The organism is Nocardioides luteus, assembly GCF_015752315.1.
In the GTDB taxonomy this organism is placed as follows: domain Bacteria; phylum Actinomycetota; class Actinomycetes; order Propionibacteriales; family Nocardioidaceae; genus Nocardioides.
This window is the reverse complement of record NZ_JADOVJ010000001.1, coordinates 125730-145230: the sequence shown is the minus strand read 5'-3', so window position 1 is coordinate 145230 and position 19501 is coordinate 125730. Positions and strand designations below refer to the sequence as shown.

The window sequence follows — 19501 nt, the reverse complement described above, 5'->3', positions numbered from 1 at the left end:
GTGCGGACTCCGCCGACAAGGAAACGCGGAGCCCGCACCGCCGGCCGCCCCTTACGGTTCGAGATCGACCATGCCCTTGCCGCTGAGCATGTCGAACGGCACCGAGACCTGGTCGTGGGTGATCACCCAGCTGCCGTCGATCCGGCGCAGTCCGTAGGTGACCCGCACCCACATCCCGGGCGTGGCGACACCGTTCTTCATGGTCCCGCTGAGCCGGCCGAAGGCGTGACCGAACGCCACGTCACCGCCGATCGTGAGGGTCAGATCGCGGATCTCGTAGTCGACGGTCTCGAAGACCTGGAAGACCTTCGCCCAGTTCGCGAGCTTCGCCTCGATCCCGACGTGCTGGAGCGGCGGCTCGACGTCGAAGGAGACGACATCGGGTGCGTACGGCTCCCGCAGGATGTCGAGGTCCTTGGCCCGCAGTCCCTCGATGATCTTCCCGATCCGGCCGCGGATCGCGGCCTCCTCCGCGGCGCTCATGCCCGCACCTCCGAGGCACCGACGAGACCGTCGGTGGACCGCAGCGGGGCGAGCGCGGTGCTCCAGGAGACGACCTGGTCGAGCATCAGGGTCAGCGTGGCGGCGTGACGGTCGCCGGGCACGAAGGTGGTGTTGTTCTCGAAGTCGGTGAACAGCGAGAGCTCGACGGGACGGCTCACGTCGGCCATCCCCAGCGCGCTGCACACCGTACGCAGCTGGGCGCCCGCGCGGGCGCCGCCGCTGACCCCGTACGAGACGAAGCCGACCGCCTTGTCGGTCCACTCCGTGCAGGCGTGGTCGATGGCGTTCTTCAGGACGCCGGGCATGCCGCCGTTGTACTCCGGGGTCACGATCACGAAGCCGTCGAACGGGGCGATCCGCGCGGCCCAGTCGCGGGTGTGCTGGTTCGCCGACGGCCCGAACATCGGCGGCACCGGCTCGTCCAGGTGCGGGAGCGGGTGATCGACCAGATCGATCACGTCGAAGGTCGCGTCGTCGCGGCGCGAGGCCAGGTCGTGGACCCAGCCGGCGACCTGTGGGCCGTTGCGGTGGGGGCGGGTGCTGCCGATGATGATGCCGATGCTGATCACGTACGGACTCCTTCTTCTCCGTGGTGCTTCCGTGGTGGCTGTGCTGCCCCTCCGACGACGCAGGCGACCGAAGTGTCAGGCCGGTCTCACAGATCGGGTCGCTGTTTCGTCGGACCGGTTGTAGACATGCAGACCGAAGGGAGCCGCCATGACCGACCCGCACCTCGCCGAGGTGATCGGTGAGCGCCGCCAGCTCATCAACCTCGCCTACCGCCTGCTCGGCTCGCTCGCCGAGGCCGAGGACGTGGCGCAGGAGACCTACACCCGCTGGTACGCACTCACCGAGCAGCAGCGGGAGGCGATCGACGCCCCCGGCGCCTGGATGACGACGGTCGCCAGCCGGATCTGCCTCGATCTGCTCGGTTCCGCACGGGCCCGGCGGGAGCAGTACGTGGGCGACTGGATCCCGGAGCCGGTGCCGGGCGGCTGGCTCGACACCGGCTCCGCGCCGGCCGATCCCGCCGACCGGGTCACTCTGGACGAGTCGATCAGCATGGCCTTCCTGGTCGTGCTGGACTCGATGACCCCTGCCGAGCGGGTCTCCTTCGTCCTGCACGACATCTTCCGCTACACCTTCAACGAGATCGCCGACGTCGTCGGTCGCACCCCGGCCGCCTGCCGCCAGCTCGCCTCCAACGCCCGCCGCCGCATCGACCTCTCCCACGACCACTCCGCCGCCGAGCGCGCCGGCCTGGTCCGCAGCTTCAAACAGGCCTGGGAGTCCCAGGACATCGAGGCCCTCGTCGGCCTGCTCGACCCCCGGGCGGTCGCCACCGCCGACGGCGGCGGCCTCGCGCTGGCCTTCCTCGAGCCGATCAGCGGCGCCGAGCAGATCGCCGGCGCCTGGATGGAGATCGCCGCGCGCGCCCCCGAGGTGACGCTCCAGGAGTGTCTCGTCAACGGCCAGGCCGGCCTCGTCGGCCAGGTCGACGGTGTCACCGTCTCCGTCTATGCCTTCGACGTCACCGACGGCCGTATCACCCGCATCTGGGCCGTACGGAACCCGGAGAAGCTGCGTCCGTGGATCGCACGGTGAACATCCCGGCGCCGTTCGACCACGTAGGCTTACGAGGTGCCTGAGGTACCCCTGGATTTCCCGCGCGCGTGGGTGGAGTTCGTCAACCCCGACGACCCGGACGAGCGGATGCGATGCGACCTGACCTGGTTGACGTCGGCCTACTCGTGCATCTTCGGCAACGGCTGCCCGGGGATGTTCGAGAGCTCGCCGGACGTGGGGTGCTGCACGCTCGGGGCACACTTCGCGGACGAGGAGGACGAGGCGCGGACCGCGGGCTTCGTCGCCGAGCTGACGCCGGAGATCTGGGAGCAGCACCCGGGCCGTGCGGTGACGACGGACGACTGGGTCGAGCTCGACGACGACGGCGAGCGCAAGACCCGGGTCACGGAGTTCCGTGGGCAGGAGTCGTGCGTCCTGGCGAACCGGCCGGACTTCCCCGGCGGATCGGGGTGTGCGCTGCACATCCTGGCCGCGAAGGAGGGCAGAGAGCACTTCGAGACGAAGCCTGACGTGTGCTGGCAGCTGCCGATCCGGCGTACGTTCCGGGATGTCGAGCTCACCGACGGGACGACCTATACCGAGGTGACGATCACCGAGTACGACCGGCGCGGCTGGGGCCCGGGCGGTCACGACCTGGACTGGTACTGCTCCGGAAACACCGAGGCCCACGTCGCCGTCGAGCCCGTCTACCTCACCAACCAGGCCGAGCTGACCGAGCTGATGGGCAAGGCGGCGTACGCCGAGCTCGTCCGTCACTGCGAGGCGCATGTCCGGTCGCGGTCCGCGCTGGCCCTCCATCCCGCGAGCCCGCGCTGAACCCCCGGGTGTATCTCGACATCAAGAGATAGCGACCCTGGATTGGTTTCTCTCTCAGGGAGAGTTCAGAATCGTTACATGCGCCTGGACCATGTTTCGTACGCTGCAGGACCCGATGGCTTGGTACAGACCGCCAAGCAGCTCGGTGAGCTGCTCGGCCAGGAGTTCGTCGACGGCGGCGTCCACCCCCGCTTCGGCACCCGCAACTACATCCTCCCGATGCGCGGCGGCCTCTACCTCGAGGTCGTCGAGGCGCTCGAGCACCCGGCCAGCGACAAGGCCCCGTTCGGACAGGCCGTCAAGGCCCGCTCCGCGCTCGGTGGCGGCTGGATCGGCTTCGTGATCGGCGTCGACGACATGACCCCGATCGAGCAGCGCCTCGGCCGCAAGGCCGTTCCCGGCAACCGTCACCTCCCCGACGGCCGCGAGCTCCACTGGCAGCAGATCGGCATCAACGGCCTGATCGCCGACCCGCAGCTGCCCTACTTCATCAAGTGGGAGACCCCCGAGCTCCACCCCGGCAACGCCGGCTCCGACATCACCCTCACCGACCTCGAGATCTCCGGCGACCCCGAGCGGGTCAAGGACTACCTCGGCGACGAGCTGAAGGAGCGCGTCGACCCGTGGACCGGCAAGCCCGCCGAGAACGTCCACATCGACTGGGTCGCCGAGCACGGCACCCCCGGCCTGCTGGCCGCCAAGTTCGTGACCCCGCGCGGCGAGGTCCGGATCTGACCAGGCTCGACCTGCCGGGGGCGACGGGAGCGATCCTCCACCTCCGGGGTCTGAACGTAGTGGCCCCGAGCTTGTCGAGACCCCCCGTCGAGCAGACATGAGCCGCGCTGACCTCCCCGGCGCAACGGGAGCGATCCCGAGCCCCAACATCTGGAACCACACCGCGACGTACGAGATCGAGAACCGTGCGCTCGACCCGCACGGCCGGCTCTGGGCCGCCATGGCCGAGGCCGCACCATGGGCCGGGCGGGACGTCCTCGACCTCGGCTGCGGCACCGGGTTCTACCTGCCGACGTTCGCCGACGAGGCCCGCACCGTCACCGGCATCGAGCCTCACCCGGACCTCGTGACGCTGGCCCGGCGGCGTACGAGACGACTCCCGAACGTCACCGTCCACAACGGCGTCGCGCAGCAGCTGCCGCTCCCGCCGTCGTCGGTCGACGTCATGCACGCCCGCTGGGCCTACTTCTTCGGGCCGGGCTCCGAGCCCGGGCTCGGCGAGCTGGACCGGGTGATGCGCCGCGGCGGCGTCGCGATGGTGATCGACAACGACGGCTCCCGGTCGACCTTCGGCGGGTGGTTCCGCCGCGGCTACCCGAAGGTCCCGCCGCCCGACGAGCAGGAGCGGTTCTGGTCGATGCACGGCTGGACGCGCGTCCCCGTCGACATGGACTGGTCCTTCGGTTCGCGCGCCGACCTGGAGGCGGTCGTCCGGATCGAGTTCGACCCCGCGACCGCGGCCGCGATCCTGGAGGAGCACCAGGGGACGTACGTCGACTACGCGGTCAACCTCTGGTGGAAGCGCTTCTGATCAGCAGAGCTAGAGGCGGGTCGCGGTCTGCACCAGCGTGGCCAGGGCGAGCGAGCGGCTGTGCTGCGGCCAGGCGATGACCGTGGTGACCTCGGGCGCGTCCACGACCGGGACGGTGGCGACGCCGTGATACTGCTCGGCGCGCGCCGACTCCGGCAGGAGCGCGTACGCCCGGCCGAGCCCGATCAGCTGATAGAGCTGCGCCGAGTCGCGGACCTCCGGGCCGGGGCCGTCGTCGTAGCCGCCCCCTGACGGCCAACGCATCGGCGGAAGGCCCGGGACCTCGTCGAGGTCGGCCAGCCGCAGCTGCGACCGGGTCGCCCACGGGTGGCTGGAGGGCAGGACCGCGACCTGGCCCTCGGTGAGCAGGGCCTCCGAGTCGAGCCCGTCGACGGAGTCGAACGGAAGGTGCAGCAGGGCGACGTCGGCCCGGCCGTCACGCAGCCTCGGCCCCTGCTCCCCGATGCCGCACAGGTCGACCTCGACCTTCACCGACCCCGGTTCCGCGGCGTAGGCGTCGAGCAGCTTGGTCAGCAGCTCCGTCGAGGCTCCGGCCTTGGAGACCAGGACCAGGCCCGGTTCGGCACCGTCGCCGGTGGCGCGGCGGGTGCGGCGCTCGGCGGCATCGACCGCGTCGAGCGCCGCGCGGGCCTCGGCGAGGAGCACCCGGCCGGCGTCGGTCAGCGTGACGCCTCGGCTGTTGCGCTCGAGCAGCGGGCCACCCAGGCGCCGCTCGAGCCGGCTGATCGCGCGTGACAGCGGCGGCTGGGCGATCCCGAGGCGAGCGGCCGCGCGGCTGAAGTGAAGCTCCTCGGCGACCGCGACGAAGTAGCGAAGCTCCCGGGTCTCCATGACTACAACCCTACTCCGACCTGGGAACATACCCGAGCGGTATCGGCGGCCACCGAGGTGATATTGGAGTGTTCCGCGGCCGCTGGCCAGGCTGGATGACATGAGCGAGAACACGATCGCGCTGGTCACCGGCGCCAACAAGGGAATCGGCTACGAGATCGCCGCGGGCCTCGGCGCACGGGGCTGGAAGGTCGGCGTCGGCGCCCGCGACGACGCCCGCCGGGAGGCCGCGGTGGAGAAGCTGCGGGCGAACGGCGTCGACGCCTTCGGGGTGCCGCTGGACGTCACCGACGACGCCAGCGTCGCCGCCGCGGCCCGGCTTCTGGAGGAGCAGGGCGGACTGGACGTGCTCGTCAACAACGCCGGCGTCACCGGCGGCATGCCGCAGAACCCGACCGAGATCTCGATCGACCAGATGCGGGTCGCGGTCGAGACCAACGTCTTCGGCGTCGTCCGGGTCACCAACGCGATGCTGCCGATGCTGCGTCGCTCCGCCGCGCCACGGATCGTCAACATGTCGAGCAGCGTGGGCTCCCTCGCCCGGCAGACCTCGACGGACGACCCGCTGGCCGTGGGGCCGATCTCGGTGGCGTACAGCCCGACGAAGTCCTACCTCAACGCCGTCACGATCCAGTACGCCAAGGAGCTGCACGACACGAACATCCTGATCAACCTCGGCTGCCCCGGGTTCGTGGCCACCGACCTGAACGGCTTCCGCGGCGTACGCACGCCCGAGGAGGGCGCCCGGATCGCGATCAGCCTCGCGACCCTGCCCGACGACGGCCCGACCGGCGGCTACTTCGAGGACGCCGGCGTCATCCCCTGGTGATTACATTCACGCGAAATCCAGGTACACGACGTCAAAGGAGGCCACTCTAGGGAGCGACTCGGGTCCCCTCGGACCTCTCGGAAAAGTTAGGAGCTCCACAGATGCGCCTCACCCCACGCCGACTCGGCACGGTCATCGGTTCCCTCCTCGTCACGCTGGCGACCAGCCTGGTCGCCATCACCTCCACGGCCGCCCCTGCTCACGCCGACGCCTGCTACACCTGGAGCGGCACGCTTCAGCAGGGGTCCTCGGGCAACGCGGTCACCCAGCTCCAGATCCGCGTCGCCGGCTGGGCGGCCACCGGCACGATCTTCTCGATCGACGGGTCCTACGGCCCGGCGACGACGACCGCGGTCCGCAACTTCCAGGCCGCCTACGGGCTCGCCGCCGACGGGGTCGCGGGGACGAACACGTTCAACAAGCTCTACGCGCTCCAGGACGACGACTGCACCCCGATCCACTTCGACTGGAGCGAGGTCGACGACGTCTGCTACGGCGGCTGGCCGACGCCGATCTCCGGCGTGACGATCACGCAGGTCAAGGCCAACCTGATGCAGGCCATGTGGCGGGCCGAGGCCATCCGGCACCGGCTCGGCGACAACCCGCTGCGGGTGACCTCGGCCTACCGCTCGAAGGCGTGCAACGACGCCGTCGGCGGAGCCTCCAACAGCAACCACCTCTACGGCCGGGCCATGGACCTGGTCCCGGGCAGCAGCGCGACGACCATGTGCGGCATCGCCCGTGCCTCCCGCCAGTCGTTCCCGCAGGTGCTCGGGCCGGGCTACCCCGACCACAGCGACCACATCCACCTCGGCATCCAGTCGAGCGTCTACCACAGCGCCTCGCAGTGCTTCTGAGCCCGGCGAGCCGGTGAGCCGGTGAGCTGGTCGGGATCGGTATCGGTCCCGACCAGCTCGCCGCGTGGCATCGTTGTGCCGTGAACCTCGAAGCTCTCATCCCCACACCGCGGCTCGGCGTGCCCACGCGCGAGCGTCGTGCCCGCTCCGCGACCCGGGCGGTGCGGTGAGCACGCATCCCGGCCTGGCCGCCCACGGAGGGCTCGCCGTCGCCGGTCTGGACGCCGAGGCCGAGGCGGTCTATAGCGCCGTCCTCGCCGCCGGAGCGATCGAGGACGCCGAGGTCGCCCGCACCCTAGGGATCAGCACGGACGAGGCCGCGCGCACGCTCGACGAGCTCCGCGCGGCCGGACTGGTCAACCGAGCGGCGGGCGACGGCCGGTTCGCCGCCGTCGACCCCCGGGTCGCGCTGCGCGCGGTCGCGGAGCGTGCGGAGGACGGGCTCGCCCGGCTCCGTGCCGCCATCCCGCTGCTGGCCGAGGTCTACGAGAACCGTGGTGCGGCGGAGCGCCCGGGCTCGAGCGTCAGCGTGCTCGTGGGTGCCGACGCGGTGGGCGCGGCGTACAACAGGCTCGAGCACCAGGCCGTCGAGGAGTTCATGGCGTTCGACCGGCCGCCGTACGTGCTCGCGCCGCTCAACCCGCTCGAGCCCGTGGTCATCGCGCGCGGTGTGCGCTGGCGAGCGGTCTACGCGGCGGCGGCGCTGGACCGGCCCGGCGCGTGGGACGAGGTACGCCGCGCCGTCGAGTCCGGCGAGCAGGCGCGGCTCACGAGCGAGCTGCCGGTCAAGCTCGCGATCGCCGACCGACGCGCCGCGCTCGTGTCGACGCGCCTCGACGGCCTGCGGCCCGAGGCGATCCTCACCGATTCCCAACCGCTCGTCGCCCTGCTGTGCGAGATGTTCGAGGCGCACTGGGAGCAGGCCGCCGACGTGCCGCCCGACGAGCCCGCGCACCGCGGCCCGGTTCCGGCCGAGCGACGGGGCCCGACGGCGGAGGAGCGAGCGCTGCTCGCCTTCTTCGCGTCCGGAGCCAAGGACGAGGTGATCGCCCGCGAGCTGCACGTCTCGACCCGCACGGTACGCCGCCGCAGCCAGCTGCTCCTGCGACGGCTCGGAGCCGCGAACCGGTTCCAGGCCGGGGTGCAGGCAGCCCGGCGCGGCTGGGTCTGACCTGGGCCGACGGGTCGAGGTGACAGGCCCGCAACCTGGGTGATGGCCGCCTGCGGCCAGTTGGCCGCTGCCGGACTCCGGCACGCGTGCGGTCGAAACACCGGAGCGCTTTCATGGGCGCTGAGCCGTCATGCGCGGATCTCAGAACGTTCACCGGAAGGCCACCCATGTCCCCCATTTCCTGTCGCGGCGTCACCGTCGCGCTGGCGGTGCCCGCCGTGCTCGCAGGCTCGGTCCTGGTACCCATGAGCGCAGCGGCCGAGCCCGGCGAGTCCGTCGCCGTCATCATCGAGTTCGACAGCCCCGGCGCCGTGGAGCGCGTCGGCGCCGACCGCATCGCGGAGTCACGATCCGCGACCGGCGACGTCGGCATCCAGGACGCTCTGTCGGCCACCTACAGCGCGGCCGCGAACGACATCGCCACCGAGCAGGACGCCGTTGTCGACCGTCTCCGGGCGGACGGCATCCCGGTCGACGAGAGCCGGAGCGTCACGGGCCTGATCAACGCGGTCATCGCGGAGGTGCCCGAGCGCAGCCTCGACGAGCTCTCCGCCGCGGACGGCGTCGCGTACGTCACCCGCGATGTGCGGATGCAGGCGCTGACCATCGACTCCGTCCCGTCCACCGGCGCCCCCGCGGTCTGGGAGGAGAAGGGCGCCGACGGCACCGCGCTACGCGGCGAGGGCATGACCGTGGCCGTGATCGACACGGGCGTCGACTACGGGATCGCCGACCTGGGCGGCGGTTTCGGCGAGGGCCACAAGGTCGTCGGTGGCTACGACTTCGTCGCCGGCGACGACGACCCGATGGACGAGCACTACCACGGCACCCATGTCGCCGGCATCGTCGCCGGGACGGGGGCCGAGACGACCACCGGCGTGGCACCCGACGCCTCGATCACCGCGTGGCGAGTGCTCGACGCCAGCGGTTCGGGCATGATGTCCGACGTCCTCGCCGGCTTCGAGGCCGCGGTCGACCCGACAGGCGCGCACCCCGCCGACGTCGTCAACATGAGCCTGGGCGGCCCGGTGGAGGACGACGACCCGCTCGCCCGCGCCTCGACGGCAGCGGTCGAGGCGGGCACCGTGGTGGTCGCCGCCGCGGGCAACTCCGGGCCGTACGACGAGACCGTCGGCTCGCCCGCGAGCGCGCCCAGCGTGATCGCGGTCGGCGCCTCGACCACCGGCATCCGTACGCCGTCGATCACCCTCCGCGGCGCCACCGTGCCGGCCGGCTCGATGCGCCGTTACCCGCTGTCCGCGAATCCCGGCCCCAAGCCCGTGACCGCGCGCGTGATCGACGTGGGCTCGGGCACTCCCGAGGACTACGAGCGCGTCGGCGACGTGACCGGCGCGATCGTCGTCTATCAGAGCCCGACGGCGCAGGCCGTCACCGGTTACGACATGTATCTCTCCGAGCTCGCCGAGCAGCAGGGCGCGGTCGGAGCGCTCGTCTACCAGCCCACCAACGCCGAGGCCGGGACCGGCGACGGCCCGATGGGTGGCTTCGAGACCGACGCCAGCGGCAGCGGTGACCTCACGGCCCAGGCCGGCTGGGACCAGCGCCGGACGACGCTCGTGATGATGTCGCTCTACGGCGGCGACTACGGCAACATCCGCCGGGCCGTGCTCGACGGCAAGGTCACCGCGACGATCACGGGGAAGGACGCCACCGACCTGATCGCGTCGTTCAGCTCGCGTGGTCCGGCCGGCACGGCCGTCAAGCCCGAGATCGTCGCCCCCGGCGTCGAGATCCGCTCGGACATCCCCGCCTGGCAGGGCATCGAGGGCAACGCGTACCGGTTGTCCGGAACGTCGATGGCCGCACCGCACGTCGCGGGTGCCGCGGCCCTGGTACGCCAGGCCCACCCCGACGAGTCGGCCCTGAAGATCCGCGCCCGTCTGATCGGGTCGGCACGGGAGCTCGACAGCACCGATGCCGACGTCAGCCCGTTCACCCAGGGAGCGGGCGCCCTCGCGGTCGACCGCGCAGTGGCGCAGGACGTCACCGCTTCGCCCGACGCGCTCTCGCTGGGCCTCGCCGACACGGCGGGCGACGTCCGCTCGCGCACGGCCACCGTCACGCTGACCAACTCGGGCAGGACGACGCAGAGGCTGAAGCTGCGCGCCGAGACCTCCGCGGTCAGCGACGGCCGCGTGGATCTGTCGGCCGGGTCGCTCACGCTGAAGCCGGGCGGCAGGGCCGAGGTGAGGATCACCCTCACGCCCGGCCACCGCGACCGGTCCGGCGAGGTGTCGGGTGAGCTCGTCGCCACCGGCGCCGGCAAGGGCGCCGCGAGCGTGCGCGTGCCGTACGCGCTGCTGGTGCGCCCGCTCGTCGTCCGAGCGACACCGGATGTCGTCGACAGCGCGACGCGCGTCGTCGTGCAGGCGCCGGCGGCGCTGGACCGTCCGTCCGCCGACGTCGTGGCCCCCTCGGGCCGGCGCACGACCGTGACGCTGTTGCCGCAGGACGGCCGACCCGGTTGGTACGCCGCCGACCTCGAGCTGCGGGAGGCAGGCGTCCACCGGATCGACGCGACCGGCACCACCTCCGAGGGACGGCGACTCGGCGGCACCGGGTCTCTCGTAGCGCTCGGAACCGACAGGCGCGGCGACTGGGAGCAGGTGGGCCCGATCTTCACCGGCGGGCTCACGGTGACCTCGCCGGACCGCGCCGGCACGGCGATCCACGTCGTCCAGGACGGCGTCAGCCCGTTCTGGACGAGCGACGGCGGCCAGACCTGGACGCGGGTGCGCTCGATGCCCGTCGCGGCGGGCGTCGGCCTGCCGGCGGCCGACCCGGCCGTGCCCGGCGGGTTCTGGCTCGCCGTGAACGGCATGGCCGGGCGCGACGTGCTCGACGCCACGTACCAGGGCCGGCTGCTGCACAGCGCGGACGGCGGGAAGAGCTGGGAGGTGACGTCACTCCCCGACGAGCAGATCCAGGCGGTGAGCGCCGACCGCTCCACGGTCGCCGTCGCGACCGCCACGGGGCTGCGGTTCAGCCACGACCACGGCCGGACCTGGGACCTCGTGCCGACCGGCTGGACGGAGTCGGTCGATCACCTGGCGGTGGCTGACGGACGGGCGTACGTGCAGACGTTCGACGGAGTGTGGCGGGTCGACCTGACCGGTCAGGCACGCGGCACCGTCACGCAGGTCCTGGCGCCGGAGAGCAGCATCGGCTCGCTCTCGGACGTGGCGGTCGCGGGCGACACGGTGATCGCCACCGTGTGGGACACCGAGGATGCGACCGTGCTGCGGTCCGATGACGCCGGGGCCACCTGGAAGTCGTCGCAGCCGGTGCCCGGCGCCTACACGCTCGGCCTGTCGGTGGCGGGCGACACCACCTATCTGCGCTTCTTCGACCGGTTGTACGCCAGCACCGACCACGGCGCGACCGCGACGCCGGTCGCACTGCCCGAGGGGACGCGCGACGTACGCGACGTCGACGCGTGGCAGGGCGGGGACGGGCTCGTGGTGACCACGAGCGCCGGCGTCTGGGGTGAGGACCGCGACGCCTGGACGAGGTATCCGCTGGCGGGCGGCAACACGTGGAGCCTGGCGGTCGGCGCCGATGCCGCGAAGGAGCCCGTGCTGCGTACGGGCGACGCCCAAGGGATCAAGGAGCGCAAGCAGGGCGATCTCGGTACCGGCCGCGCTCTCGACTGGGGTCTGACCGGCGACGAGGGCTGGATCGGCCTGACGGCCCTGGACGTCGAGCAGTCGCCGGTCGGTGCGCGCGACGTGTGGTGGGTCCGGCAGGACGGCTTCCTCGGCACGCAGCTGATCCGCCGCTCGCTCGACGGCACCGACACCCGCGTCGGCCCCCACGTCGAGGTCGGAGACGTCGCGGTGTCACCGGTGCGTGCGGGCACCGTCGCGGTGACGTACGGCGCGGAGCCCGAGCACGGCCTCCTCGTCTCGACCGACGGGTTCGCCACGTGGACCACACATCCGTACGACCTCTCGATCCGCACGGTGGAGTTCGATGCATCCCGGCCCGAGCGGCTGTGGATCGCCGCGAGCGAGGGCCTGTACCGCTCGGACGACCTCGGCGCGACGCTCACGAAGGTCGCCGACGGCCCCGTCCGCTCGCTGTCCGTCGAGAAGGATGTCGTGCTCGCGGGCACGGACGGCGGCGCGCTGGTCAGCACGGACGGCGGGAAGAAGTTCCACAGGTCGGCGATCCCGAACCTGCGCGCGGCGGTCGGCGCGGTCGCCTCGGTCGACGTCGCGGTCTCGGCCGACGCCGGCGGCAGACCGGGCAAGGCCGTGCGTGTGCTCATCGCCGGCAGCACCGACCTCGTCCGCGACGGGGTCCTCGCCTCGGGCGCCGGGGCCTTCGTCAGCACCGACGAGGGCAGGACGTGGCAGCCGGCGTCGGGTGGCCTCACCGCGCTCGACATCCGCGATCTCGCGGTCAGCCAGGACGGCAGGTGGCTGTACGCAGGCACCAGCCGAGGTGGGGTCGTCCGCACCGCGACCGATGCGCTGGTGAGCGCGATCCGCTGAGATCAGGACATATCGGTGAGCTGGTCGGGATCGGCATCGGTCCCGACCAGCTTGCGGAGCTTGTCGTTGACGTCCCAGATCCCGACATTCATGCCGGCGGTGACGGTGGCGCCGCGCCGCCAGTAGGCGATGAACGCGTCGCCCTCGGTGTCGCCGCGGAGGATCACCTCGTCCTCGGGGGCTGAGCGGCCGACGTACTCCATGGAGAACTCGAACTGGTCGGTGAAGAAGTAGGGCTGCCAGTCGTAGGCACCGTCCTTCCCCAGCATCGACCGGGCCACCAGCCGGCCCTGCTTGATCGCGTTGTCCCAGTGCTCGACCCGCAGCGGGCCGAGCACGGTGTGCTTCGCGAGCGCGACGTCGCCCGCGGCGAAGACCCGAGGATCAGACGTACGCAGCCCCTCGTCGACCACGATGCCGTCGCCGACCTCGAGGCCGGCGTCGGCGGCAAGGCTCGTGGCCGGTGCGGCTCCGACGGCGACGAGCACGATGTCGGCGGGGATCTCGCCGGCGCTGGTGCGTACGAGCCCGGGTTCGATCGCCTCGACAGTCGTCTGGGTGTGGACCTCTACGCCGTGACGGGTGTGGAGGGCGGCGACGTGCTCGGCGAGGGTCGGGCCGAGGACGTTGAGCAGCGGCTGCGCGGCCGCCTCGAGAACCACCGCCTTCCCGCCGAGCGCAGTCACCGATGCCGCGACCTCGAGCCCGATCCAGCCGCCGCCGACCGCGACCACCCGTGTCCCGGGCTCGATCGCCTCCTTGAGGCGGCGGGTGTCCTCGACGGTGCGGAGGGTCATCGCGTTCTCGACGCCTGGGATCGGCGGCGTCCTCGGGTCGGCGCCGGTGGCCAGGAGCAGCTGGTCGAAGCGCAGCTCCTCGCCGTTGTCGAGCGTGACGGTCCCGGCGTCCAGGTCCAGGGCGGTCGCGGTGGTGCCGGTCAGGACGGTGACGTCCTTCTCGGCGAACCACGCCTCGTCGTGGGAGAGCTTGAACTCCTTGGCGCCGGAGAGGAAGTCCTTGGAGAGCTGCGGTCGCTCGTAGGGCAGCTCCGGCTCCTTCCCCACCAGGGTCAGACGGCCGGCGTACCCCTCGTCGCGAAGGGCTTCGATGGCGCTGACCGCCGCGAGACCAGCACCGATGACGACGATCTGCTCAGTTCCCATGACGCCATCGTCCCGCGGATCGGTCTGGCTATGAAGACCCGCGGACGGTCAGGGCCGGTTTCAGCATCACGCCGGGCGCGGCGTAGGACGGAGTGGCCAGCAACTCCTCGAGCGCCTTGACCAGCTCGCGCGCGGCCTCCTCCAGCGGAGGACGTACGGACGTGATCCCCGGCGGCACCGTCTGCGCGACCTGGGAGTCGTCGAAGCCGACCACCGCGACATCCTCGCCGAGCCGCAGGCGCCGCTCGAAGAGCGAGTGGAGCACGCCCATCGCGAGCGTGTCGGAGGCACAGACCAGCGCGGTCGGCTCGGTCTCGTCGAGGATCGCGTCGGCTGCCGCCTTGCCCGAGCTGATCGAGTCCTCGGTTCGCGAGGCCAGGCCGGTGGTCGAGAGGCCGTGGGTGTGCATCGCGTGGATCCAACCGCTTCGCCTCTCCTCGCCCAGGAGCGAGTCCTTGTGCCAGCCGATCCAAGCGATCTTGGTGTGGCCGCGCTCGATCAGGTGCTCGGTCGCGATCTCGGCACCGTAGGCGAGGTCGACGTCGACCCAGGGATGCTTGGCGTCGGGCTGGGTCCACGGGCGACCGAAGGAGACGAACCGTGCTCGGCGGGACTGCAGCCAGGTGGTCTGCTGGCCGCCGAGGTGGGTGTCGGTCACCACGAACGCGTCGACCGCGGTCGAGCGGAGCAGCTCGTCGTAGCCGTCGAGCGGGTCGGCGGGGTCCCCGTAGAAGAGGAGCACGTGATAGCCCGTCTCGGCCGCGGCCTCCACGAAGCTGTGCACGAACCGGTCCATCATCGCGTTGGCCGTGCCCTCCTGGAGGGCGGGCATCCGCAGGCCGATCAGATGGCTGGCTCGTGTCCGCAGGCTCCGGGCGGCGCGGTTGGGCTGGTAGCCCAGCTTGTCGATCGCGTCCTGCACCCGGGCCAGGGTGTCGGCACGCAGCAGGTCAGGGTTGTTGACCGCGTTGGACACCGTCTGCCGGGACACGCCGGCCAGCTCCGCGACGTCCGCCAGGGTCGGCGGAGCGGCCGAGATATGACCGCCGGAACGCGGCACCGCCACGCTCTGCCTCCCTTGATGCCGATGTGGAACTCTGGATCGTTCCAAGCCATGGTAACGACTGCCGGCCCCTTGGGACGCTTTCAGGGTCAATGTTGGTCTCGACCCGCTTCGCGGGTTCGCGGGCTCACCCGCTGCGCTCGCTCGACCTCCTCCCGTTGCGCCGCCGCTCGTGCCTCGCGGCGACGCAGGATCGGATGTCGGTGCCTTGGTCTAAGTTGCTGGCCATGGCTACCGCACGCTCGTCCAAACGCGCCACCTACCGCTGCTCGGAGTGCGGCTGGGAGACCGGGAAGTGGGTCGGTCGCTGTGGCGAGTGCCAGGCCTGGGGGTCGGTCGCCGAGACGGCGGCCCCGATCGGACGTACGCCGGCGGCCCCCGTCTCCACCGCGGCGGTGCCGATCGGGAAGGTGTCGGTGACCGAGTCGGAGCGGCGTACGTCGGGGGTGCCGGAGCTCGACCGGGTGCTCGGCGGCGGGCTGGTGCCGGGAGCCGCGATCCTGCTGGCCGGTGAGCCGGGCGTCGGGAAGTCCACGCTGCTGCTGGAGGTGGCCGCGCAGACGGCACGCTATGGGCGCCGGGCGCTCTACGTGACCGGTGAGGAGTCCGCCTCGCAGGTGCGGCTTCGGGCCGACCGGACCAACGCGATCCAGGACGAGCTCTATCTCGCCGCCGAGACCGACCTCGGCGCCGTGCTGACCCACATCGAGGAGACCCGGCCCGACCTGATCGTCGTCGACTCCGTGCAGACCATCGGCGCCTCCGGGGTCGAGGGCGTCCCCGGTGGCGTGACCCAGGTGCGCGAGGTGGCGGCGGCGCTCATCCGGGTCGCCAAGACCCGCAACATCACCACCGTCGTGGTCGGCCACGTGACCAAGGACGGGGCGATCGCCGGGCCACGGGTGCTGGAGCACCTGGTCGACGTGGTCCTCCACTTCGAGGGTGCTCGGGACTCACGGTTCCGGATGGTGCGGGCGATGAAGAACCGCTTCGGCCCGGTCGACGAGGTGGGTTGCTTCGACCTGTCCTCGGAGGGCATCGTCGCTGTCACCGACCCGTCGGGTCTCTTCGTGGAGACCCATCACGTCTCCGTCCCCGGCACCTGCGTCACCGTGACGATGGAGGGTCGCCGGCCGCTGCTCGCCGAGATCCAGGCGCTGACCGTGCTGGGTGCGGAGGAGCGGGCGAAGCGTACGACCTCGGGGTTGGACGGCTCCCGGCTCGCGATGATCCTCGCCGTGCTGCAGCGCCACGCGCGGGTCGGTCTCTCGGGCCGCGACGTGTTCGCCTCGACCGTCGGCGGGGCCCGGATCAGCGACCCGGCCGCCGACCTGGCGATGGCGCTCGCGGTCGCCTCGAGCCACACCGGCACGCCGACGCCACGCGGCGTGGTGGCGCTCGGTGAGATCGGCCTGGCCGGCGAGCTGCGACGGGTGCGCGACCTCGACCAGCGGCTCTCCGAGGCGGCGCGGCTGGGGTTCACGGTCGCAGTCGTCCCGGCCGATCCCGGGACTCCGGTGCCCAATCGCCCGAATGAGCGTGAAGTCGACGGGATGCGTGTCTTTGAGGTCCACAGCATCAGTGCCGCGCTGGAATTCCTCCGCTTGGTGTGATCGGCTTGGTGACTCGTGGCCGATCGTTCTCGGCATTACGGTTGGATCCACGGTTAGAATCACCCCATCCCACTCCGAAAGGAATCTCGTGCCCGCCGACCGCACCGCGGACTCCATCCGACTGCGCGAGACGCTCGCTCTGATCGCGCCCGGAACACCGCTGCGTGACGGGCTCGAGCGCATCCTTCGCGGCCGCACGGGCGCGCTGATCGTGCTCGGCCACGACAAGATGGTCGATGCCATCTCGACCGGTGGCTTCACGCTGGACGTGCCGTTCACCTCCACCGGCCTGCGCGAGCTCGCCAAGATGGACGGGGCGATCATCGTCGACGACTCGCTGAGCCGCATCGTGCAGGCCGCGGTCCACCTCATGCCCGACCACACGATCCCCTCGACCGAGACCGGCACCCGGCACCGCACCGCCGACCGGGTCGCCAAGCAGACCGGTCACCCGGTGATCTCGGTGTCCCAGTCGATGCAGATCATCGCTGCGTACGTCGGGGAAACCCGCCACGTCCTGGAGGACTCCGGCCAGATCCTCTCCCGCGCCAACCAGGCGCTGGCGACCCTGGAGCGCTACAAGCTGCGGCTCGACGAGGTGGCCTCCACCCTGTCGGCGCTGGAGATCGAGGACCTGGTGACCGTGCGCGACGTCGCCGTCGTCGCCCAGCGCCTCGAGATGGTCACCCGTATCGCCCGCGAGATCGAGGACTACGTGCTCGAGCTCGGCACCGACGGCCGGCTGCTGTCCCTCCAGCTGGAGGAGCTCATCACCGGCGTCGATGCTGAGCGCGAGATGGTCATCCGCGACTACCTTCCCCGCGGCCGTCGCGCGCGTTCGCCCGAGGAGCTCCTCGCCGAGCTCGAGGCGCTCAACTCCGCCGAGCTCGTCGACCCCGCCGCCACCGCCCGCGTCCTGGGCCTGACCACATCGGACGCGTTGGATGGCGCCGTCGCCCCGCGCGGCTACCGCCTCCTCGCGAAGGTACCCCGGCTCCCACCCGCCGTCGTCGACCGCCTCGTCGACCACTTCGGCACCCTGCAGAAGCTCCTCTCCGCCAGCGTCGACGACCTCCAGGCCGTCGAGGGCGTCGGCGAGCTCCGCGCCCGCTCGGTCCGCGAGGGCCTCTCCCGCCTCGCCGAGTCCACCATCCTCGAGCGCTACGTCTGACCCCTCGCCGAGGCGTCGGCCCGGTCGGCCGAGGCGTCGGCCCGGTCGGCCGAAGCGTCAGTCGCGTCGGCCGAGCTGGCACGCGCTGCCAACTCGGCCGACGTCAGTGACGTCTCGGCCGACCTGGCCGACGTCTCGGCTATCGGCTGACCGGGGAGTCCGGTTCCGTACGCGACAGGGCGGTGCCCGGCTTATAGAGGCCGAACGTGGCCGATGACGGCTCGCCACCGAGGGCGGCGGCGACGATCGTGAAGAAGTTCGGCTTCACCCACGGGCCGTGACCGGTGCACTCGCCGGCGACGACCCGGCGGCCGGTCCAGGTCAGGGGCAGCGTGGTGACGACGTCGCGGCGTACGACGATCTCCTTGGTCGGCACCGCCTTGGGGCAGTCGACCGTGGACCAGACAAGGTCGCCACCCTTCTGCGAGATCCGCACCTGGAGCGCGTCCGCGGACAGCTTCCAGGTGCAGGCGGTCGCCTTCACGGTGCGCAGCTGCAGCGGGATGGTGACGTTGTCGTAGGAGTAGCCGTTGGTGACGGCGGGCTCGACGACGATGTCGGAGGGCGAGCACTCGCCGGTCGGCTCGGGCGGCGCGCTGCTCTTCGGCTTCGCGGGCTTGTTGCCACCGCCCACCTTCCCCGCCTTCTTCGACGGCTCCGCGCTGGGCGTCGGCGTGACCGTGACCGTCGCGGTGGGCTCGTCGGCCACCGGGGTCGCGGTGTCGTCCGACGCGTCGGATCCGTTGAGGAAGAAGCGCGAGATCCCGACGATCAGGAGCATGACGATGCCGAGCACCGCCAGCCGCCGGCGCCAGTAGACCGAGGCCGGCAGTCGTCCTCCACTCCTTCTCGCACGGGCCATAGGCGACACCGTAATGACCCTTCGCCCAGGTTTCGGGGTGCCACTCCGTGGCAATACCTGTCGCACGGCACAATCGGGGTGTGACCGAACTCCATGACGCCGTTCTGGACTGGTACGACGCCAACGCCCGCGACCTCCCGTGGCGATCCGCCACCGCGACTCCGTGGTCGGTGATGGTCAGCGAGTTCATGCTCCAGCAGACCCCGGTCTCCCGCGTGCTGCCGATCCACGAGGCCTGGCTGGAGCGCTGGCCGACCCCGGCCGACCTGGCCGCGGAGCCGACCGGTGAGGCCGTACGCGCCTGGGGGCGCCTCGGCTACCCCCGTCGCGCGCTGCGCCTGCATGCCGCCGCCACCGCGATCGTCGAGCAGCACGGCGGCGAGGTGCCGGACTCCTACGACGAGCTGATCGCACTCCCGGGCGTCGGCGACTACACCGCGGCGGCCATCGCCACCTTCGCCTATGGCAAGCGCCACGTCGTCCTCGACACGAACGTACGCCGCGTCTTCGCCAGGACGCTCAGCGGTGTCGAGTTCCCCGCCCAGTCGGTCAACAAGGCCGAGCGCGAGCTCGCCGCCGGCGTACTCCCCCACGACGAGCCCACCGCCGCCACCTGGTCGGTCGCCGTGATGGAGCTCGGCGCCCTCGTCTGCACGGCCGCCAACCCGTCCTGCGCCCGCTGCCCCGTCACGGACCAGTGCGCCTGGCGCGCCGCCGGCCACCCCGCGTACGACGGCCCTCCTCGCAAGGTCCAGACCTGGGCGGGCACCGACCGCCAGTGTCGCGGCCGGCTTCTCGCCGTGCTCCGCGACGCCGACTCCCCCGTCCACCGCAGCCGCCTCGACGTCGTCTGGTCCGACGAGGCCCAACGCAAACGAGCCCTGGATGGCCTGCTGAAGGACAATCTGGCCGCCGAGGTGGAGCCGGACTTCTTCGCCCTCCCCTAACCT

17 protein-coding genes are annotated in these 19501 nt (G+C 71.6%); 11 read left to right on the top strand and 6 right to left on the bottom strand.

What is annotated here, in order from left to right; genetic code table 11:
• Positions 1-51: 51 nt before the first annotated feature.
• Together HD557_RS00675 and HD557_RS00670 are read right to left on the bottom strand one after the other, a co-directional pair.
• Positions 52-483 carry a YybH family protein gene (locus HD557_RS00675; protein WP_196872463.1) on the bottom strand — a complete coding sequence of 144 codons (432 nt, stop codon included), beginning with the start codon at positions 481-483 and terminating at the stop codon, positions 52-54.
• Entirely contained in the window at positions 480-1073 is a 594-nt protein-coding gene (locus tag HD557_RS00670) for an NADPH-dependent FMN reductase (protein WP_196872462.1), read from the bottom strand. Before HD557_RS00670 ends, HD557_RS00675 begins: the two co-directional genes overlap by 4 nt.
• Before the next feature lie 148 nt (positions 1074-1221).
• Here HD557_RS00670 and sigJ point away from each other — a divergent pair, with 148 nt between their 5' ends.
• The 4 genes from sigJ to HD557_RS00650 all read left to right on the top strand — a co-directional run bounded on the left by sigJ (position 1222) and on the right by HD557_RS00650 (position 4453).
• On the top strand, positions 1222-2109 hold the full coding sequence (gene sigJ / locus HD557_RS00665; RefSeq protein WP_196872461.1) for an RNA polymerase sigma factor SigJ: 888 nt from the start codon (positions 1222-1224) through the stop codon (positions 2107-2109).
• Positions 2110-2145: 36 nt separating this feature from the next.
• Positions 2146-2907, top strand: coding sequence for a hypothetical protein (locus HD557_RS00660; protein WP_196872460.1), 762 nt, complete (start codon positions 2146-2148; stop codon positions 2905-2907).
• Between the two features lie 78 nt (positions 2908-2985).
• Positions 2986-3642, top strand: coding sequence for a VOC family protein (locus HD557_RS00655; protein WP_196872459.1), 657 nt, complete (start codon positions 2986-2988; stop codon positions 3640-3642).
• A gap of 97 nt (positions 3643-3739) precedes the next feature.
• Positions 3740-4453, top strand: a complete 714-nt coding sequence (locus HD557_RS00650) for a class I SAM-dependent methyltransferase (protein WP_196872458.1) — start codon at positions 3740-3742, stop codon at positions 4451-4453.
• A 9-nt stretch (positions 4454-4462) separates the two neighbouring features.
• Here HD557_RS00650 and HD557_RS00645 read toward each other — a convergent pair whose 3' ends face one another.
• Entirely contained in the window at positions 4463-5305 is an 843-nt protein-coding gene (locus HD557_RS00645) for a LysR family transcriptional regulator (protein ID WP_196872457.1), read from the bottom strand.
• 100 nt (positions 5306-5405) lie between these two features.
• On the opposite strand from HD557_RS00645, the gene HD557_RS00640 reads away from it, so the two are divergent.
• From HD557_RS00640 to HD557_RS00625, 4 genes are all read left to right on the top strand, one after another.
• Positions 5406-6134, top strand: coding sequence for an SDR family oxidoreductase (locus HD557_RS00640; protein ID WP_196872456.1), 729 nt, complete (start codon positions 5406-5408; stop codon positions 6132-6134).
• A gap of 101 nt (positions 6135-6235) precedes the next feature.
• A complete protein-coding gene (locus HD557_RS00635; protein ID WP_008354850.1) occupies positions 6236-6991 on the top strand; it encodes a M15 family metallopeptidase in 756 nt (251 codons plus the stop codon).
• A gap of 166 nt (positions 6992-7157) precedes the next feature.
• The gene (locus tag HD557_RS28860; RefSeq protein ID WP_196872455.1) at positions 7158-8162 is read left to right on the top strand and encodes a LuxR C-terminal-related transcriptional regulator; all 1005 of its coding nucleotides are present in this window, start codon (positions 7158-7160) and stop codon (positions 8160-8162) included.
• Between the two features lie 167 nt (positions 8163-8329).
• Positions 8330-12679, top strand: coding sequence for a S8 family serine peptidase (locus HD557_RS00625; RefSeq protein WP_196872454.1), 4350 nt, complete (start codon positions 8330-8332; stop codon positions 12677-12679).
• 2 nt (positions 12680-12681) lie between these two features.
• On the opposite strand, the gene HD557_RS00620 is transcribed toward HD557_RS00625, so the two are convergent.
• Positions 12682-13842: an NAD(P)/FAD-dependent oxidoreductase gene (locus HD557_RS00620; protein WP_196872453.1), complete on the bottom strand. Its 1161-nt coding sequence runs from the start codon at positions 13840-13842 to the stop codon at positions 12682-12684.
• A 28-nt stretch (positions 13843-13870) separates the two neighbouring features.
• Positions 13871-14908: a LacI family DNA-binding transcriptional regulator gene (locus tag HD557_RS00615; protein ID WP_008354861.1), complete on the bottom strand. Its 1038-nt coding sequence runs from the start codon at positions 14906-14908 to the stop codon at positions 13871-13873.
• Between the two features lie 224 nt (positions 14909-15132).
• Between HD557_RS00615 and radA the strand changes: the two genes are divergently transcribed.
• Both radA and disA read left to right on the top strand, forming a co-directional pair.
• On the top strand, positions 15133-16518 hold the full coding sequence (gene radA / locus HD557_RS00610; RefSeq protein WP_196872452.1) for a DNA repair protein RadA: 1386 nt from the start codon (positions 15133-15135) through the stop codon (positions 16516-16518).
• 88 nt (positions 16519-16606) lie between these two features.
• Positions 16607-17689 (top strand): DNA integrity scanning diadenylate cyclase DisA, encoded by a 1083-nt coding sequence (gene disA, locus HD557_RS00605; protein WP_008354865.1) that lies wholly within the window; start codon positions 16607-16609, stop codon positions 17687-17689.
• Between the two features lie 139 nt (positions 17690-17828).
• On the opposite strand, the gene HD557_RS00600 is transcribed toward disA, so the two are convergent.
• A complete protein-coding gene (locus tag HD557_RS00600; protein ID WP_008354866.1) occupies positions 17829-18551 on the bottom strand; it encodes a hypothetical protein in 723 nt (240 codons plus the stop codon).
• An 80-nt stretch (positions 18552-18631) separates the two neighbouring features.
• Here HD557_RS00600 and HD557_RS00595 point away from each other — a divergent pair, with 80 nt between their 5' ends.
• A complete protein-coding gene (locus HD557_RS00595) occupies positions 18632-19498 on the top strand; it encodes an A/G-specific adenine glycosylase (protein ID WP_307785517.1) in 867 nt (288 codons plus the stop codon).
• Positions 19499-19501: the final 3 nt, after the last annotated feature.

Coding starts and splice junctions, on each gene's coding strand:
- HD557_RS00675 (WP_196872463.1), bottom strand. CDS start 483: ATGAGCGCCGCGGAGGAGGCCGCGATCCGCGGCCGGATCGGGAAGATC.
- sigJ (WP_196872461.1), top strand. CDS start 1,222: ATGACCGACCCGCACCTCGCCGAGGTGATCGGTGAGCGCCGCCAGCTC.
- HD557_RS00655 (WP_196872459.1), top strand. CDS start 2,986: ATGCGCCTGGACCATGTTTCGTACGCTGCAGGACCCGATGGCTTGGTA.
- HD557_RS00650 (WP_196872458.1), top strand. CDS start 3,740: ATGAGCCGCGCTGACCTCCCCGGCGCAACGGGAGCGATCCCGAGCCCC.
- HD557_RS00645 (WP_196872457.1), bottom strand. CDS start 5,305: ATGGAGACCCGGGAGCTTCGCTACTTCGTCGCGGTCGCCGAGGAGCTT.
- HD557_RS00640 (WP_196872456.1), top strand. CDS start 5,406: ATGAGCGAGAACACGATCGCGCTGGTCACCGGCGCCAACAAGGGAATC.
- HD557_RS00635 (WP_008354850.1), top strand. CDS start 6,236: ATGCGCCTCACCCCACGCCGACTCGGCACGGTCATCGGTTCCCTCCTC.
- HD557_RS00625 (WP_196872454.1), top strand. CDS start 8,330: ATGTCCCCCATTTCCTGTCGCGGCGTCACCGTCGCGCTGGCGGTGCCC.
- HD557_RS00620 (WP_196872453.1), bottom strand. CDS start 13,842: ATGGGAACTGAGCAGATCGTCGTCATCGGTGCTGGTCTCGCGGCGGTC.
- radA (WP_196872452.1), top strand. CDS start 15,133: ATGGCTACCGCACGCTCGTCCAAACGCGCCACCTACCGCTGCTCGGAG.
- HD557_RS00600 (WP_008354866.1), bottom strand. CDS start 18,551: ATGGCCCGTGCGAGAAGGAGTGGAGGACGACTGCCGGCCTCGGTCTAC.